Annotated in this window: 12 protein-coding genes; 6 read left to right on the top strand and 6 right to left on the bottom strand. The window is 65.2% G+C overall.

Going from position 1 to position 16,761, the window contains the following annotated elements:
• Positions 1-2 precede the first annotated feature (2 nt).
• The 4 genes from BraRD5C2_RS10175 to BraRD5C2_RS10160 all read right to left on the bottom strand — a co-directional run bounded on the left by BraRD5C2_RS10175 (position 3) and on the right by BraRD5C2_RS10160 (position 4,496).
• Positions 3-989, bottom strand: coding sequence for a branched-chain amino acid ABC transporter permease (locus BraRD5C2_RS10175; protein WP_223968136.1), 987 nt, complete (start codon positions 987-989; stop codon positions 3-5).
• Entirely contained in the window at positions 989-1,858 is an 870-nt protein-coding gene (locus tag BraRD5C2_RS10170; protein WP_092124918.1) for a branched-chain amino acid ABC transporter permease, read from the bottom strand. Before BraRD5C2_RS10170 ends, BraRD5C2_RS10175 begins: the two co-directional genes overlap by 1 nt.
• 16 nt (positions 1,859-1,874) lie before the next feature.
• Positions 1,875-3,128: an ABC transporter substrate-binding protein gene (locus BraRD5C2_RS10165; protein ID WP_223968135.1), complete on the bottom strand. Its 1,254-nt coding sequence runs from the start codon at positions 3,126-3,128 to the stop codon at positions 1,875-1,877.
• 300 nt (positions 3,129-3,428) lie between these two features.
• Entirely contained in the window at positions 3,429-4,496 is a 1,068-nt protein-coding gene (locus tag BraRD5C2_RS10160; RefSeq protein WP_223968134.1) for a glycosyltransferase family 4 protein, read from the bottom strand.
• Between the two features lie 310 nt (positions 4,497-4,806).
• Here BraRD5C2_RS10160 and BraRD5C2_RS10155 point away from each other — a divergent pair, with 310 nt between their 5' ends.
• The 5 genes from BraRD5C2_RS10155 to BraRD5C2_RS10135 all read left to right on the top strand — a co-directional run bounded on the left by BraRD5C2_RS10155 (position 4,807) and on the right by BraRD5C2_RS10135 (position 12,556).
• Positions 4,807-6,570 (top strand): ABC transporter ATP-binding protein, encoded by a 1,764-nt coding sequence (locus BraRD5C2_RS10155; protein ID WP_223968133.1) that lies wholly within the window; start codon positions 4,807-4,809, stop codon positions 6,568-6,570.
• A gap of 107 nt (positions 6,571-6,677) precedes the next feature.
• Positions 6,678-8,879, top strand: a complete 2,202-nt coding sequence (locus BraRD5C2_RS10150) for an amylo-alpha-1,6-glucosidase (protein ID WP_223968132.1) — start codon at positions 6,678-6,680, stop codon at positions 8,877-8,879.
• Between the two features lie 44 nt (positions 8,880-8,923).
• Positions 8,924-9,436: a PRC-barrel domain-containing protein gene (locus BraRD5C2_RS10145; RefSeq protein ID WP_223968131.1), complete on the top strand. Its 513-nt coding sequence runs from the start codon at positions 8,924-8,926 to the stop codon at positions 9,434-9,436.
• Between the two features lie 130 nt (positions 9,437-9,566).
• A complete protein-coding gene (locus BraRD5C2_RS10140) occupies positions 9,567-10,763 on the top strand; it encodes an MFS transporter (RefSeq protein WP_223968130.1) in 1,197 nt (398 codons plus the stop codon).
• A 245-nt stretch (positions 10,764-11,008) separates the two neighbouring features.
• Entirely contained in the window at positions 11,009-12,556 is a 1,548-nt protein-coding gene (locus tag BraRD5C2_RS10135; protein WP_223968253.1) for a L,D-transpeptidase, read from the top strand.
• A 79-nt stretch (positions 12,557-12,635) separates the two neighbouring features.
• Here BraRD5C2_RS10135 and BraRD5C2_RS10130 read toward each other — a convergent pair whose 3' ends face one another.
• Together BraRD5C2_RS10130 and glgA are read right to left on the bottom strand one after the other, a co-directional pair.
• Positions 12,636-13,694: a class I SAM-dependent methyltransferase gene (locus BraRD5C2_RS10130; protein WP_223968129.1), complete on the bottom strand. Its 1,059-nt coding sequence runs from the start codon at positions 13,692-13,694 to the stop codon at positions 12,636-12,638.
• 191 nt (positions 13,695-13,885) lie between these two features.
• Positions 13,886-15,313 (bottom strand): glycogen synthase GlgA, encoded by a 1,428-nt coding sequence (gene glgA / locus BraRD5C2_RS10125; protein ID WP_223968128.1) that lies wholly within the window; start codon positions 15,311-15,313, stop codon positions 13,886-13,888.
• 176 nt (positions 15,314-15,489) lie between these two features.
• Between glgA and BraRD5C2_RS10120 the strand changes: the two genes are divergently transcribed.
• On the top strand, positions 15,490-16,701 hold the full coding sequence (locus tag BraRD5C2_RS10120) for a CaiB/BaiF CoA transferase family protein (protein ID WP_223968127.1): 1,212 nt from the start codon (positions 15,490-15,492) through the stop codon (positions 16,699-16,701).
• The last annotated feature ends 60 nt before the right edge of the window (positions 16,702-16,761 follow it).

Here is a 16,761-nt window from a genome sequence, read left to right as displayed (position 1 = left end):
CCTCAGGCCCGCGCCGGCTTGCGCCGGACATAGCGGTGATAGACGTCGGTCGCAAACCCGATCAGCCCGGTCGGCCGCCACAGGATCACGGCCATCAGGATCAGGCTGTAGACCGTGAGCTGAATGCCGCCGACAGAACTACCGAGCCAGCTTTGCAGCAGCGCGGAAGTTGTCTCCAGCAGCACGGTGCCGATCACCGGGCCCCACAGCGTGCCGATGCCGCCGACGATCGAGACCAGCGCGGCCTCGATCGAGACGCTGAAGCTGAACGCGGTCGCGGGATCGATGAAGTAGATGTACTGGGTGTAGAAGGTGCCGGCGAGCGCGGTCAGGAACGCGCTGATCATGTAGATATCGCGCTTGACCTTCGGTGCGTTGACGCCGATCGCCTCAGCCGCATCCTCATCCTCGCCGATCGCAACGAGGTAGTAGCCGATCCAGGATTTCTCGATTTGATGGGTGATCCAGAGGCCGACCAGGAGCAGGCCGAGCACGACGTAGTAGTACGACGACTTCTCCTCGAACTGCATCATCAGCGGCGCGCTGCCGAGGTTCGGGATCGTGGTGCCTTCGGCGCCCCAGGCGAAGTCGCGGAATTTCAGGAAGATCAGCATCAGCACCTGGGCGGTCGCGATGGTGGCGATGGTGAAATAGGGGCCGCGCAGGCGGAAGCAGAGCCAACCGATCGGCAGGCTCGCCAGCATCGCGACCATGCCGCCTGCGATCATCCCGATCCAGGGCGAGATGCCGTAATTCACCTGCATGATGGTCGAGGTGTAGGCGCCGAGCCCGAAATAGGCGGCGTGCCCGAGCGAGAGCTGCTTGGCGTAGCCGCCCATCAGGTTCCAGGCGACCCCGATGAAGGAGAACAGCAGAATGCGGATGAGAATGTCGATCGCAAACGACGAGGTGACGAGCTGCGGCAGGGCCAGCATGACCACGGCCCCGATCGCCAGCCACAGCCATTTCATGTTGCCTGAGGTCTGCATCAGCGGCCCCTCCTGGCGCCGAGCCCGCTCGGCCTGAAGGCGAGCGTCAGCAGCAGCAGCGCAAACACCACGATCAGGCCGGAATCGGCGCCGACGAACTGGATGCCGAGTGATTCCGCCACGCCCATCATCAGGCTCGCGACCAGCGCGCCCATCACATTGCCGAGCGTGCCCATCACGACCGCGACGAATGCCATCAGCACGAACACCTGGCCGACGAACGGATAGGCGGAATAGAACGGCATCAAGAGCGAGCCGGCAGCACCCGCGAGCGCCAGCGCGGTGCCGAACGCGACCGCGAACACGCGGTTGGGATTGATCCCCATCAGCATCGCGACGTCGCGGTTCTGCGATGCCGCGCGCATAGCACGACCGAGATCGGTGGTGTGCAGGAACACCCAGAGCAGCCCGCTGAGCGCCATCGCGACCGCGAAGGCGATCAGCTTCGCCACCGGGATGTACAGCCCGCCGATGTGCCACGCTTCATCCGAATAGGAGGTGTGGACGGTGCGGTAATTCGCGCTGAACAGCATCAGCGAGAGATTCAGCAGCAATAGCGACAGCGCGAAGGTCAGGAAGATCTGCGGCATGTCGTTCGGCCCGAGCACCCTGCGGATCAGGAAGTGCTGGATCAGGACGCCGGCGAGGAACAGCACCGGCATCGAGACGACCAGCGAGACCAGTGGATCGATGCCGAACTGGGTGGCGAGAAAGAACGAGATATACATCCCGATCATCACGAACTCGCCCTGGGCGAAATTGACGATCTTGACCACGCCGAAGATCAGCGTGACGCCGATGCTGACCAGCGCATAGATGCCGCCGATGAGCAGGCCGTTGATGACAGCCTGGGCCAGTGTCTCCCACATGCGATGCGACCGCGGTTCAGGTCTTCATCAGCGGGGCGCGGGCGTCTTCCTTGGGGAAGATGCTGGCAAGATCGGCATTCTGCCACTGCACGCCGACCGGACGGCCATAGACGTTCTTGCCGTCGGGGCCGAACTTCACCTTGCCGCCGGGCGCCATCGCCGCAAAGCCCGAGGAAACGTCGAGCGTCGAGAGCGCCTCGCGCACCTTCTTCGGGTCGGCGGATGCGGCGCGCTCCAGCGCGTCGGCCAGCATGAAGGTCTGCGCGACCAGGCCGCCGGCATATTCGAACGCGAACTCGCCGGTGCGCTTCTTGAACTCGGCGTTGACCTTCTGCGCATCGTCGTTGACGTCGTGGTTCCAGTGCGCGACGCCCTGCAGGCCTTCGGCCGCCTTGCCGACATTCTTGTAGAAGTCCGGCATCACGAAGCCGCCCGAGCCGCCATTGATCGCGATGTTGAGCCCGACCTGCTTCACGGTGCGCACGATCAGAATCAGGTCGTTGAGATAGGACAGCGAGAACAGTGCATTGGCGCCGGAAGCCTTGACCTTGTTGATCAGCGGGCTCGCATCGGTGAAGCCGGCCGAGTAGGGCTCGAACATCACGATCTCGACGCCTTCGCCGGGCGCCAGCTCCTTCAGCCCGTTCGAGGTCGAGGTGCCGAATGCGGTGTTCTCGAAGATGACGGCGACCTTGGCCTGGTCGCTGACCAGCTTGGCCATCTGCAACTGCGCCTTGGCGAATTGCGAGGCGCGCGCGAACGGCGTGAAGGTGTAGGTGCGTCCCTTGTTGAGCTGGTCGGAGCTCGATCCTGTGATGATCGGAACGTGAGCGCGCTCGCAGACTTCGCTTGCGATCAAGGTCAGCGCGCTGGCGTAGCAGCCGTGGATCGCTGACAGCTTGTTGCCGGTGATGAGCCGGTCGGTCTCGGTGCGCGTCACCGTGGTGTCGCTCTGCACATCGGAGACGATGAGGTTGAGCTTGGCGCCGCCGAGCGACTTGATGCCGCCGGCCTCGTTGACCATGTCGACGGCGAGCTTCGCTGCTGCAACGCAGCCGACGCCGATCTGCGCCATGCCGCCGGTGCTCGGATAGAGCGCGCCGATATTGATCGGGTCGGCGGCCCAGCCGCGCAGCGGGACGGCGCCGAATGCGCCGGCCGCGAGCACCCCGCCGGTTTTGACCAGGAATTTGCGGCGGTTCAGCTTTGTCCGTGAGGCTTTGGTCGGCGCGGCATTATTAATGGCCGACGGCTTGCGGTCCCCTGTCATGGCGTTCCCCCTGTGCGACTGCGGCTCGGTTGCTCCGTCCGCTCGCTTATTATTTTTTGCTTGCGCGGGAAGCATAAGAGCACGTAATTCGGCAATCGCAAAGGCGATATCAGCCGGGCTCACGGGAAACGCATTGCGACTGGTGCGTCGCAGCAATCGCGCGACGCGCGCGTGTGAACCGCTCCGCTGCGTGGGAGTTGCCGGCGGATGCGGCGGTATTATTGACAATCGAATGACCGATGGACCGGCACAGAGGGTGCCGGCCGGCCCGCCGGATCATTCGATCGGCCGCTGCAACGGCTATTCCGCGCTCGCCACCAGCTTGAAGCGCGGCTTGGCTTCCATCAGGCTGCGATAGGCGGCGAGATAGTCGAGCGCCATGCGGCGCGCGGTGAAGCGGGTCTCGAACTGCTTGCGGATCGCATCGCGGTTGAGCGTCGAGAGCCGGCCCACGGAAGCGACCGCGCTGATTTCGTCCTCGACGATGAAGCCGGTCAGACCGTCCTCGATGATCTCCGGCACCGAACCGCGGTTATACGCAATCACGGGCGTGCCGCAGGCCATCGCTTCGATCATCACGAGGCCGAACGGCTCCGGCCAGTCGATGGGAACCAGCAGCCCGATCGCGCCGCTGAGAAAATCCGGCTTCTCGCGGTCGCTGATCTCGCCGATGAACTCGACCAGCGGGTTGCTGGTGATCAGCGGCTTGATCAACTCGTCGTAATATTCCTGGTCGGCGCGATCGACCTTGGCTGCGATCTTCAGCGGAATGCCGCAGCGGATCGCGATCTTGATCGCGCGATCGACGCCTTTCTCCGGCGCGATGCGCCCGAGCACGGCGAGATAGGATTGTTTGGCCGGTTGCGGCGTCAGCAAATTCTCCGGCAGACCGTGATGGATGGTGCGCACCCAGTGCGCCTGAGGCACCGGCCGCCGCTGGGCATTGGAGATCGAGATCACCGGGATCTTGGAGAAGGTGTTGAAGACGGGTTGGTGCTCCGGCAGGTCGAGCCGTCCGTGCAGCGTGGTCACGAACGGCGTCGGCTGCCGCGCGAACAGCGACCACGGGTAATAGTCGAGATGGAAATGCAGGAAGTCGAATTCGTCGTCGTCGGCTTTCTGCCGCACGCGCTCCAGCATCACCATGTGCAGCGCATTGGGGTCGCGGACGGAGCCGTCGAGGCGCAGTGCCTTCGGCCAGGTCGCGTCGAGCTTCGCGGAGGTCTGGGAGTCGCCGCTGGCGAACAACGTCACGTCATGTCCAAGTGTTACAAGTTCTTCGGTCAGCCAGTGCACGACCCGTTCGGTGCCGCCGTAGAGCTTGGGGGGAACAGCCTCCGTCAGCGGGGCAACCTGCGCGATGCGCATTTCTCCGTCTCCATGTTTGTAATGTGGATGAGCCCTCAGCCCTCTGATGGCAGCGACATGCCAAAGACGGGAACGTTCTCGCACGTGCGAGGTTCCTTAGGTGTAGGAGATCTGCCGCTTCTTTCTTCCATCACACTGTGGTCTTGCTGATGCCATCTCGCTCCAACACGTTTTTGCCGACGCCAGCGTTGCAAAATTGTCGCGCAGTGATGGCTGCATCGAGCAATCCCACCGCCGCCCTTCACGTCATCGTGCACGAGAGTTTCGACTAAAATTTTCTCGTTCACCTTCAACAGCTTTGCAGGACGTCATGGACCATCTGTCAGGATACGCGCATCGCCCGTTCCCCTTTGTGCTGCGCTATCTGCGCCGGCGGCTTCCGTCGCATGTTGTGATCTTGTCGGCCGTCGTCGCGGCGGTTGCCTGTTCGGTAGGCACGCAATACGGCGTGAAGAATCTGGTCGACGCATTGTCGGCAGGGCCGTCGGCTGCGAATGGCGTATGGCTGGCATTCGCTCTGCTCATGTCGCTGATCGCCGCCGACAACTTCCTGTGGCGGATCGCGAGCTGGACCGCGAGCTACACCTTCGTCAGTGTTTCCGGCGACCTTCGCCGCGACATGTTCCGGCATCTCACCGGCCATGCGCCGAGCTATTTCACGGACCGGCTGCCGGGCATGCTGACCAGCCGGATCACGGCGACGTCGAACGCGGTCTACACCGTCGAGAACATGTTCGTATGGAACGTGTTGCCGCCTTGCATCGCGACCTTCGCGGCGATCACCCTGGTTGGAACCGTCAGCGTGACAATGTCAGCAGTGCTGATCCTGATCGCGGGAACCATGGTGGTAGCGATGTTCCGCATGGCCGCCGCCGGCCGGCCGCTGCATGACGACTTTGCCAACAGGGCCGCTGCTGTCGACGGCGAAATGGTCGACGTCATCAACAACCTGCCGCTGGTGCGCGCGTTCTGCGGCCTCGGCTATGAGCACGACCGCTTCGACGCGACCGTCAATCGGGAACTCGTCGCGCGCGGCCGTTCCCTACGCTATCTCGAAAAGCTTCGTTTGGTTCACGCCGGCGTGACCGTCATTCTGACGATCGCGATGCTGGCCTGGGCGCTCAATCTCTGGCAGCAGGGCGCGGCGACCACCGGCGACGTCGTGCTGGTCTGCACCCTCGGCATCTCGATCCTCAGCGCCACCCGCGATCTCGCCGTTGCGCTGGTCGACGTCACCCAGCATGTCGCCCGTCTGACCGAGGCGCTGGCGACGCTGTTGCAGCCGCATGAGCTGAAGGACCATCCGCAAGCCGAGGTGCTGGTGAAGAGCGGTGCGGCGATCGCCTTCAACAACCTCTCGTTCCGCTATCCCGGCGGGTTGCAGGTGTTCGAGCGCTTCAGCCTGCGGATCCAGCCCGGCCAGCGGGTCGGCCTGGTCGGGCAGTCCGGTGGCGGCAAGTCAACACTGTTTACCCTTCTGCAGCGCTTCTACGATGTCGAGCAGGGCGCCATCACGGTCGACGGCCAGGACATCTCGCGCGTCACCCAGCAGAGCCTGCGCGCGGCGATCTCGGTGGTGCCGCAGGACATCTCACTGTTCCACCGCTCGATCCTGGAGAACATCCGCTACGGCCGGCCGGACGCCACCGACGACGAGGTGCGGCGGGCGGCGATCGCGGCGCGCTGCGACTTCATCGAGACCTTGCCCGAGGGCATGAACACCATCGTCGGCGATCGCGGCGTCAAGGTCTCGGGCGGCCAGCGCCAGCGGATTGCGATCGCGCGCGCCTTCCTGAAGGACGCGCCGATCCTGCTGCTCGACGAGGCCACCGCGGCGCTCGATGCCGACTCCGAGGAGGCGATCCGCGAGGCGTTGTCGCGCCTGATGCGCGGGCGTACGGTGGTGGCGATCGCGCACCGCCTCGCGACGCTGCGCAGCTTCGACCGCGTGCTCGTGCTGCAGGGTGGCCGGATCGTCGAGGACGGTCCGCCCGATATCCTCGTGAAGGGAAGGGGTCCCTACCGCGACCTGGTCGCGCGCGAGATGGGCCGGCTCTCCACCAGCGCGGCCTGACCCGCGTCATCAAGCGCGTTCTTGCGTTCCGGTGCGTTCGTTCGAGCCGAGATTCGAGCCAACAGTCAGGCCGAGAGTCGGGCCAAGCAAAGTCGCCAGAGGTTCAGATGGCAGCTGACGTCGTTACGCAGAGCATCACTGCTCGCATCACTGAGCTCGTCGCCGAATCGCCGTTCTACATTCCGATGACCGGGCCCGCGGCACGGCCGCGGCGCTCGCTCAAGCATGACGACACCTTCATCGTGCTCGACAGCCACGGCGACATCGGCGCTTCGGCGGGTGGCCCCGACGGGCTGTTCAACGCCGACACGCGCTATCTCGCGCGGCTGGAAATGGTGCTGGAGGACGTGCAACCGCTGCTGCTCGGCTCCAACATGCGCGACGACAATTCGGCGCTGACGGTCGATCTCACCAATTCCGACGTCTATCGCGACGGCCGTCTGACCTTGCAGAAGGACACGCTGCACATCGTGCGCTCGATCTTCCTGTGGCGCGGCACCGCCTATCAGCGCATCGGCTTGCAGAACCACGGCGATCTTGCCGCGAGCTTCGATCTCACATTGCTGTTCGACAATGATTTCGCCGACCTGTTCGAGGTACGCGGCGAGCGGCGGCCGCGACGGGGCATCGGCTCGAGCAAGCTGCTCGGCCCGACCGACGTGGTGCTGGAATATTGCGGCCTCGACGAGCAGACGCGGATCACCGCGCTGCATTTCGATCCGCGGCCGACGCGGCTGTCGGTCAACACCGCGACCTACCATTTCGACCTCGAGCCGGGGCAGGTCACCTCGCTGTTCGTCGCGGTGTCCTGCAACAAGCCGATCATGCAGAAGCCGGTGCCGTTCTTCCGCGGGCTCTTGGCGCATCGCCGCGAGATGCGAAATTCGACGGCCGGCGCGGCCAGCATCGAGACCTCGAACAACATCTTCAACGAGGTGCTGTGCCAGGCGATGGCCGACCTCAATATGCTGATGACGGAGACGCCGCAGGGCCGTTATCCCTATGCCGGCATTCCCTGGTATTCGACGACATTCGGCCGCGACGGGCTGATCACCGCGCTGCAAATGCTGTGGGTCGATCCGCGGATCGCGAAGGGCGTGTTGAAGCGGCTCGCGCTGTTCCAGGCCAAGGCGGTCGATCCCTTGTCCGATGCAGCGCCGGGCAAGATCCTGCACGAGATGCGTGGCGGCGAGATGGCGGCGCTTCGCGAGGTGCCGTTCGCGCATTACTACGGCAGCGTCGATTCGACCCCACTGTTCGTGCTGCTCGCCGGGCTCTATCTGGAGCGCACCGGCGACGTCGAGACGTTGCGCGAGCTGTGGCCGGCGGTCGAGGCCGGCTTGCAGTGGATCGACGGCCCTGGTGATCCCGATCGCGACGGTTTTATCGAGTACCAACGCGCGACCGATGAAGGTCTTCGCAATCAAGGCTGGAAGGACTCCTTCGACGCCATCTTCCACGCCGACGGCACGCTTGCCGAGGGCAATATCGCGCTGGCGGAAGTGCAGGGCTATGTGTTCGCCGGCAAGCAGCTTGCCGCGCAAGCGGCGCGGCGGCTCGGCTTCGCCGACAAGGCTTTGAGGCTCGATGCGGAGGCCGAGCAGCTGCGTGAGCGGTTCGAGGCGGCATTCTGGTGCGAGGAGCTCGGCACCTATGCGCTCGCGCTCGACGGCGCCAAGCAGCCGTGCAAGGTGCGCACGTCGAATGCCGGACAGATCTTGTTTTCCGGCATGGTGCGCGAGGACCGCGCGCGACGGGTTGCCGCCGACCTGATGAGCCAGAAATTCTTCTCGGGCTGGGGTATCCGCACCGTCGCCGCAGGCGAGGCGCGCTACAATCCGATGTCCTATCACGACGGCTCGATCTGGCCGCATGACAATGCGCTGATCGCACTCGGCTTCGCCCGCTACGGCCTCAAGCATTCGGTCGCGCATCTGTTCAAGGGCCTGTTCGATGCCGCGAGCTATATGGAGCTGCGGCGGCTGCCGGAGTTGTTCTGCGGCTTCCGCCGCGAGCGCCGGCGCGGCCCGGTGCTTTATCCGGTGGCCTGCGCGCCGCAGGCCTGGGCGAGCGCGACGCCGTTCACGCTGCTGGAGGCCGCGCTCGGGCTTGAGTTCGACACCGCGCGTGGCGAGATCCGCCTGCGCGACCCGCGGCTGCCGGAATTTCTCAACGACGTGGTGCTGCGCGATCTCCGGCTCGGCGCGTCCAGCGTCGATTTGCGGCTGCGCCGTCACGGCGGCGAGGTGTCACTCGAAGTGTTGCGCACGCGCGGCCAGATCCAGGTGTCGATCGTGCTGACGCATTGAGCGTCGTCGCACGGTGCGCGCGGCGAAATCGTGGGGAGAGGTATATGCGTCCGAGGATCATGGTGATGCTGGTTGGAGCGGCGCTGCTGACATGCGCGGGTGTCCGTGCCGCCGACGACGAAGGCAAGACGCCAGCAACTCCTGCGCCGCCAGCAGCTGCTGCACCGAAGGAGCAGGCCAAGGAACCGTCAAAGGAACAGTCGCCGCCGCCTTCGGTGACCGTGATCGGCGCGCGCGATGCGCACGGCATTCTCGGGCGCGACGTGCGCAGTTCCGCCAATGAGGACATGGGCCGCATCGTCGACGTCATCGTCGACCGCGACGGCAAGGTTCGCGCCGCGGTGATCGATTTCGGGGGCTTCCTCGGCGTCGGCAGCCGGAAGATCGTGGTCGACTGGAACGCACTGCGTTTCGCCGGCGTTTCCAGCAAGAGCGACAGCATCACGCTGGACCTCAACAAGCAGCAGGTGAGCGCTGCGCCTGAATACAAGGAAGATACGCCGCTGATCGTGCTTGGCGCGGCCGGCAATCTTCATCCATGGGATTACGAACATTAGGGGGCTAGAGCTGGTCGCGCGTCCGAACTCTTCCGTCGAGACGGTTGGCGACGGTCGTGGCGAGCGATCAGCCGGCGGCACCAAAATTGTGCCGGTCGTCTCCGATCAACCCGGTCCCGAGGAACCGCGCTTGCCGTCGCGCGAAAGCCAGCGCGGGCTCGACTGGTTCATCTTCTTCCTGGCCGACGTGCAAACCGGCTTTGGCCCGTTCATCGCGGTCTACCTGACGACGCAGAAATGGACCCAGGTCGAGATCGGCTTCGTGCTCTCGATCGGCGGCATCATCGGCCTCTTGGGCCAGGTGCCCGGCGGCGCGATCGTCGATGCGGCGCGCTCGGAGCGGGTCGTTGCGGGCTGGGCGGTGGCCGCCATCGGCGCTGCCGCGCTGGCCTACGCGCTCTGGCCGATCTTCCCGGTGGTGACGCTCGCCGCAACGCTGCACGCGCTCGCAAGCTGCGTGCTGGGTCCGGCGATCGCCGCGATCAGCCTCGGCCTGGTCGGTCCGCTGGCGATCGGCGAGCGGCTCGGCCGCAATGCGCGCTTCGCGTCGCTCGGCAGCGGCTCGGCCGCGGCGCTGATGGGGGCCTGCGGCTATTTCCTGTCGAGCCGATCGGTGTTCCTCGTGACCTTCATCCTGGCGATCCCGACCTTGCTGTCGCTGGCGCGGATCCGCGAGCGCGAGATCGACATCGCGCAGGCCCATGGCGAGGTGAAGCGGGAGGTTCCCGACAAACGGGCGACCAGTATCGTCGGTCTGGTGCGGCAGCGGTCGCTCCTGATCTTTGCCGGCGCGATGATGCTGTTCCAACTCGCCAATGCCGCGATGCTGCCGCTGATGGCGGGCGTCGTCACGACACGGTCGAGCCAATGGGCGCCGGTCCTGATCGCCGCCTGCATCATCGTGCCGCAAGCGATCGTCGCGCTGTGCTCGCCGTCGGTCGGCCGCAAGGCCCAGGCCTGGGGCCGGCGGCCGCTGCTGCTAATTGCCTTCGCCTCGCTGGTGATCCGGGGCCTGTTGTTCGCAACGGTGCGGGATCCCTATCTGCTGGTCATGGTGCAGATCTTCGACGGAATCACCGCGGCGATCTTCAGCGTCATGGTGCCGCTGATCGTGGCCGACGTGGCGTTCGGCAGCGGCCATTTCAACCTGGCGCAGGGCATTGTTGGAACCGCGGTCGGTATCGGCGCGTCGCTCAGCACGGTGCTGGCCGGCTATGTCAGCGACAAGCTCGGCAGCAGCACCGCCTTCATGGGCCTGGCCGGCGTTGCCGCGCTTGGGCTGTTCATGATCTGGCTGGTGATGCCGGAGACGCGGCGGACGGCATGACGCGGGCAGGTTTCGCCCCGCCGCACCCTTCCTCATGCATGCGCCGTCATATATGAGTGATTTGCTGCTGGAACGAGCCGATGGTCCCCGGGATTAATCAATCCAAAATCGTGATCTGGTAGGGATCGACGCAGCGCGGGCAGGCATTTCGACCGAGGAATCGCATGGTAATTCGAACGACGACGGCGCAGATCACCGGAGCGATGCGGCGTTGGGGGCCTCCCGCCTTTGTGACCTTCGCGGCGATGGTCACACTTGCGTCATTGACCGGCGGCGCCGCGGCAAAGCAGCAGCGTCCTGCGGCAACGGTCGAGGCGACCGCGCCGCGCGCCGCGGGCGAGCCGATCATGGCGATCGTGTCGATCAAGGCCCAGAAGGTGACCTTCTACGACGCCGACGGCTGGATCTACCGCGCGCCGGTGTCGAGCGGGGTCAAGGGACGCGAAACGCCAGCCGGCGTCTTTGCGCTGATCGAGAAGGACAAGGACCACCACTCGACGCTTTATGACGATGCCTGGATGCCGAACATGCAGCGCATCACCTGGAACGGCATCGCGCTGCATGGTGGCCCGCTGCCCGGCTATGCGGCCTCGCACGGCTGCGTGCGGATGCCCTACGACTTCGCCGAGAAGCTGTTCGACAGGACGCGAATCGGGATGCGGGTGATCATCGCGCCGAACGATCCGGCCCCGGAGAATTTCACCCACCCCGCGCTGTTCGTGCCGAACGCCCAGGCCATCGCGGCTGCTCCGGCGCGTGCCGAGACGCTGTCCCGCGAAGCCGCGGATGCCGCCAAGGTGGCCGACGAGGCAAAGAAGGCCTCCGTGGCCGCGACCAAGGAAGCTGCACTGTTCACGCCGGCGTCACTGCGCAAGCTGGAAAAGGCAAAGACCCGTGCCGACGCCGAGCTCGCGTTCGCCGACAAGACGCTCGCCAATGCCAAGACCGACCAGGCCAAGGCGCGCGCCGAGGATTTGAAGCAGAAGGCCGCCGCCAAGGCCGCGGAAGCGACGACGCAGTTCGAGGCGGCCCAGGGCGACGCCAAGCCGAAGCTCGACGCCGCAGCGGCCGCAAAGGACGCCGCCAAGGCGGCCGAGACCAAGAAGGTCGACACCCAGAAGGCGGCGACCGAGGCGAAGCTCGCGCTCGAGCCGGTCTCTGTCTACATCAGCCGCTCGACGCAGAAGCTCTATGTCCGGCGCAACACCCACAAGCCATGGGCTGACGGGGGCGAGGTGTTCGATTCGAGCATCGAGGTTCCCGTGACGATCCGCGATCCGGACCAGCCGATCGGCACGCATATCTTCACCGCGATGGCCCGCAATAACGACGGCAGCCTGCGCTGGACCGAGGTGACGATCGACGACGGCGGCAACGCCAAGGACGCGCTCGACCGCGTCACCATCCCGCAGGATGTGCTGGATCGGATTGCGCCGACCGCCGTGCCGCGCTCGTCGATCATCATCTCGGATGAGCCGCTGAGCGCCGAGACCAATTACCGCACCGAGTTCGTCGCCGTGCTGAGCAACCAGCCCCAGGGTGGTTTCATCACACGCAAGCCGACCCGGCCGATGGAAACCGACGACATGGTTGCAAGCGGGGACGGGGACGGTTTCGGCTTCTTCTCTCAGCGCAGCTGGAATCCCCAGTCCGGCACCCAATACGGCTATCCCCAATACGGCAATCCTCAGGCGCCGACCCAGTACGGCTCCCCGTATTACGGCAATCCTCAACCCGCCAATCCGCGCCGGCGCGGCGGCCAGTACTACTGGCAATCGCAACAGGACTGGTAGCGGGGCGCTGCCGCGGGATCAGTCAACACTCTGAGCGTTGGACGGCGGTGCGACACCGCCGTCCAATCGCGTATCGCCGTTAGGGCCGGGCTTCCAGGATCAGGTTGAACGGTGTTTCCGCCGCGCGGCGGAAACGCGAGAAGCCACCCTGACGCGCCACCTCGCGCAGCCGGGTCTCGCCGGCCTGCGCGCCGAGCGCGAGTCCGACCTCCTGGTCCAGCGACGCCGGCGTGCAGATCATCGTCGACGCCGCATAGTAGACCCGCCCGATCGGATTGAGGTTGTCCTCCAGCCGATCATTGGCGAACGGCTCGATCAACAGGCAGGTGCCGTCGTCGGCGAGGGTGGAGCGGGTGTGCTTGAGCGCGCCGACCGGGTCGCCCATGTCGTGCAGGCAATCGAAGAAGCACACCAGGTCATACTTGTTGGCTGGGAAGTCCTTGGCGGAGTGCGTCTGGAAATGGACGCGGTCCGACAATCCCGCCTCCTTCGCGGACATCCGTGCCGTCTGGATCGAGCCATCATGATAGTCGAAGCCGTAGAAGGTTGACTTCGGAAACGCTTCCGCCATCAACCGGGTCGAGACGCCGTGGCCGCAGCCGACGTCAGCGACGACAGCGCCCTTCTTCAGCTTGTCGACGACGCCCTCGAGCGCCGGCAGCCATTCCTGCACCAGATAGTGCTTGTAGCTGGTGCGGAAGAACCGGGCGGTGCCGCAGAACAGGCATTCGCTGCGCTTGTTCCAGCCGACGCCCTTGCCCGTCTTGAACGCATCGGTAATTTTCGGCTCGTCGAGAAACGTCGCGCCGACCAGGCTTCCCACGGCGCCCAGGAAGACCGGGCTCTCCTCGTCGGCGAGCGCGAGCGCCTGCTCGGGCAGCATCGAGAATTTTCCGGTCGCGCTGTCGTACTCGACGTAGCCGGAAGCGGCCTGTGCCGAGAGCCATTCCTGAACGTAACGTCCGGCCGTTCCTGTTGCCTTGGCCAGGGCCGCCGCGTTCATCGGTCCTTGCTGCGCGAGAGCCTTGTAGAGTCCGAGCTTGTCGCCCAGCAGCATCAGCGAGGCGTTCATAGCCGCGCCGACATCGCCGATCATCTTTCCCATGAATGAATTAAGACGCTCCTCGTTGACGTCCATGATGTTCCTCCATCGCAATTGGGTTTTTGCAATAAGTCCGTCATTGCCAATTTCATGCTTGCGTGATCGTCCAGGCAGAAGGCCTTGGGCGCGGACATGATCGCACGAATGGGGTCGGCGGCGCAGGCTGAATGTCACAAAGCGGCTGGGATGCCAGCTTGGCGACTTCACAAGCCTGCGAGGCGGACGCCTTACGCTTCTGCCCGCGGCATGATGAGCCTCCGGTACAGCGCGCCGTAGCAGGCGGCCGACAGGTCCCAGCTGTAGGACTTGGCCATCGCGCTGGCGCGCATGGCGTTGAGGCGATCCTTGGCGCGATAGGCGTCGAACGCGCGCCTGACGCCGCCGAGGAAGGATTCCGCCGACGGCTGCGCGAACAGGAAGCCGGTCTCGCCGTCGGCGATGGTCTCCGCCAGCCCGCCGGTCTGGTGGCCGATCGGCAACGAGCCGAAGCGCTGCGCATACATCTGGCTGAGGCCGCAGGGCTCGAAGCGCGACGGCATCAGGGTGAAATCGCTGCCGGCGAAGATCCGGCGCGCCTGCGCGTCGTTGAAGCCGATGATGACGCCGATCGCGTCGGGGCGGCGCCGGTGCGCGGCCACCAGCGCATCCTCGATCGCGGGCTCGCCGCTGCCGGTGACGACGATCTGTCCGCCGTCCCTGATGATCTCGTCGGCGGCCGACAGCACGAGGTCGACGCCCTTCTGATGCACGAGCCGCGCGACCAGGCCGAAGATCGGCCCGCGCGAGACCGCAAGGCCGAATTGCCGGCGGACATAGTCGGCGTTGGCCTGCTTGCCCTTCCAGTCGCCGGCGCCGAACGGCTGGGCGAGCTGCGCGCAGTGGCGCGGGTCCCAGCTCTCGTCGATGCCGTTGAGGATGCCGGTCAGCTGGTCGGCGTCGGAGCGCACGCGCAGCAGCCCCTCCAGGCCGCAGCCGAGCTCGGCGGTGGTGATCTCCCTCGCATAGGTCGCGCTGACCGTGGTCAGATGCGAGGCGTAGACGAGGCCGCCCTTGAGGAAGGACAGCTTGTCGTAGAACTCAAGCCCGTCGATGTGGAAGGAGCTTTCCGGTGCGCCGATCCGCCGCAGCGAGGCCTTCGGAAACAAGCCCTGATAGGCGAGATTGTGGATGGTCAGGATCGATGGAATCCGCGCCTCGCGCCATGCGAGGTAGGCGGGTGTGAGCGCGGCCTGCCAGTCGTTGGCGTGAACGAGATCCGCTGCCCAATTCTCGTCCAACGTTCCGGCTGCAAGTTCGGCAGCGGCGGAGGCAAAGCGGCCGAATCGGATGTCGTTGTCGGGCCAGTCGCGGCCGGACTCGTCGCCATAGGGATTGCCCGGCCGGTCGTAGAGCTGCGGACACAGCAGCACGTAGACCGGCAGCCCGTCCTTGGTCGATGCACGTCCGAGCGTGCAGGCAGGCATCTCGGCGAGCGCCTCGCATTGTCCAACGATTTCAATATGCGTGAACTGTTCGACGACGTCCCGGTAGCCGGGAAGCATGATCCTGACGTCGCTCCAGGGGCGGAGCGCCCGGGGAAGCGCAGCGGAAACGGCGCCGAGCCCGCCCACGCGGACGAAATCGTCCATCTCGGTCGTAACGAATAAGACCTTCAACAAGCGCCCTCGTTCCAGCCCGTGACAGAGCTATGCAAGATCGGGTCCAATCTGCCTTTGAGTAAAATGCAAGACGGCCCGCGGTCCCGGTCTGGACGAGACGCTTTCCTGCCAGGGCGGCTCACTTTAGGGTCGCGCGACGCCGAACAACGGAAACGACGAAGCTGGAGGAAGCCTTGGCCACGACAATAGCCGCCGACGATGAGGGGAATTTGACACGGAGCTTTGACGGCCTTCGCGTGCTCGATTTTTCGACCACGATCGCCGGACCTCATTGCACGCGGATGCTCGCCGACATGGGCGCGGAGGTGATCAAGATCGAGCCCGCCGAAGGCGAGACGATGCGGACGCGGCCGCCGGTGCGCAACCATTGCTCGACGGCGTTCGGCCAGCTCAATATCGGCAAGAACAGCCTCGTGCTCGACCTGAAGTCACCGGCCGGCGTCGAAGCCGTGCGCCGGCTGATCGCGACCGCCGACGTGCTGGTGGAGAATTTCCGCCCCGGCGTGATGCGGCGGCTGAAGCTCGACTATGCCTCGATCCGCGACATCAATCCGAAGCTGATCTTCTGCTCGATCTCCGGCTACGGCCAGACCGGCCCGTCGGCGGAATTGCCGGCCTATGCGCCGGTGATCCATGCCGCCTCAGGCTACGAGATGGCGCATCTCGCCTACCAGCCGGGCCGCACCCGGCCGGATTATTGCGGCATCTATCACGCCGATGTGCTGACCGGGGTCTACGCTTTCGGCGCAATCTCGGCCGCGCTCTATCAGCGCGGTGCCAGCGGCAAGGGCCAGCATATCGACGTGTCGATGCTGGAATCGATGCTGAGCCTGACCCTGAACGAGTTGCAGTGGTCGCAATTCGAGGTGAAGCAAACCCAGCGGCCGATGTTCGGCCCGATCGAAACCAGCGACGGCTACGTGATGGTGGCGATCGCCAGCGAGAAGACGTTCCAGAACCTGATGCAGGTGATCGGCCGGCCTGAATGGGTGTCCGATCCGCGCTTCGCCAAATATTCCGATCGGCGGGACAACTGGGCGGGCCTGATGGAGGGTGTGGAGGCGTGGTCGCGCGCGGTCAGCACGCAGGCCTGTCTTGCCGCGCTCAATGAATATGGCGTGCCGTCGTCGGCCTATCGCACCGTGCGCGAGGCGCTCGCCGATCCGCAAATCGCCCATCGCGGTGCACTGGCCGAGGTCGAGGACGGCGGCGGCAGCTTCAAGGTGCTCAATCTGCCGTTCCGGATGTCCGGCGCGGCGGTTGGCGCGCGCAAGCGGATGTCGACGCTCGGCGAGCACACACTGTCCTATCTGAAGGAGATCGGGCTCTCCGACGATCAGATCGCAGGCTTCGCAGCGCAACCGGCAAAGACGGCGCGCAGCTAGAGCATGATCCGGGCCTGAAGGGCCGCATTGGCGCAAAGAGGATATCGGCCCGAAGGATCG

The organism is Bradyrhizobium sp. RD5-C2 (genome assembly GCF_019972155.1).
In the GTDB taxonomy this organism is placed as follows: domain Bacteria; phylum Pseudomonadota; class Alphaproteobacteria; order Rhizobiales; family Xanthobacteraceae; genus Bradyrhizobium.
The sequence above is the reverse complement of the archived record's forward strand: the minus strand, read 5'-3'. Positions and strand labels throughout refer to the sequence as shown.

Excerpts from the sequence above, each read along its gene's own strand:
- BraRD5C2_RS10175 (WP_223968136.1), bottom strand. The coding sequence starts at position 989 with ATGCAGACCTCAGGCAACATGAAATGGCTGTGGCTGGCGATCGGGGCC.
- BraRD5C2_RS10170 (WP_092124918.1), bottom strand. The coding sequence starts at position 1,858 with ATGTGGGAGACACTGGCCCAGGCTGTCATCAACGGCCTGCTCATCGGC.
- BraRD5C2_RS10165 (WP_223968135.1), bottom strand. The coding sequence starts at position 3,128 with ATGACAGGGGACCGCAAGCCGTCGGCCATTAATAATGCCGCGCCGACC.
- BraRD5C2_RS10160 (WP_223968134.1), bottom strand. The coding sequence starts at position 4,496 with ATGCGCATCGCGCAGGTTGCCCCGCTGACGGAGGCTGTTCCCCCCAAG.
- BraRD5C2_RS10155 (WP_223968133.1), top strand. The coding sequence starts at position 4,807 with ATGGACCATCTGTCAGGATACGCGCATCGCCCGTTCCCCTTTGTGCTG.
- BraRD5C2_RS10150 (WP_223968132.1), top strand. The coding sequence starts at position 6,678 with ATGGCAGCTGACGTCGTTACGCAGAGCATCACTGCTCGCATCACTGAG.
- BraRD5C2_RS10145 (WP_223968131.1), top strand. The coding sequence starts at position 8,924 with ATGCGTCCGAGGATCATGGTGATGCTGGTTGGAGCGGCGCTGCTGACA.
- BraRD5C2_RS10135 (WP_223968253.1), top strand. The coding sequence starts at position 11,009 with ATGGTCACACTTGCGTCATTGACCGGCGGCGCCGCGGCAAAGCAGCAG.
- BraRD5C2_RS10130 (WP_223968129.1), bottom strand. The coding sequence starts at position 13,694 with ATGGACGTCAACGAGGAGCGTCTTAATTCATTCATGGGAAAGATGATC.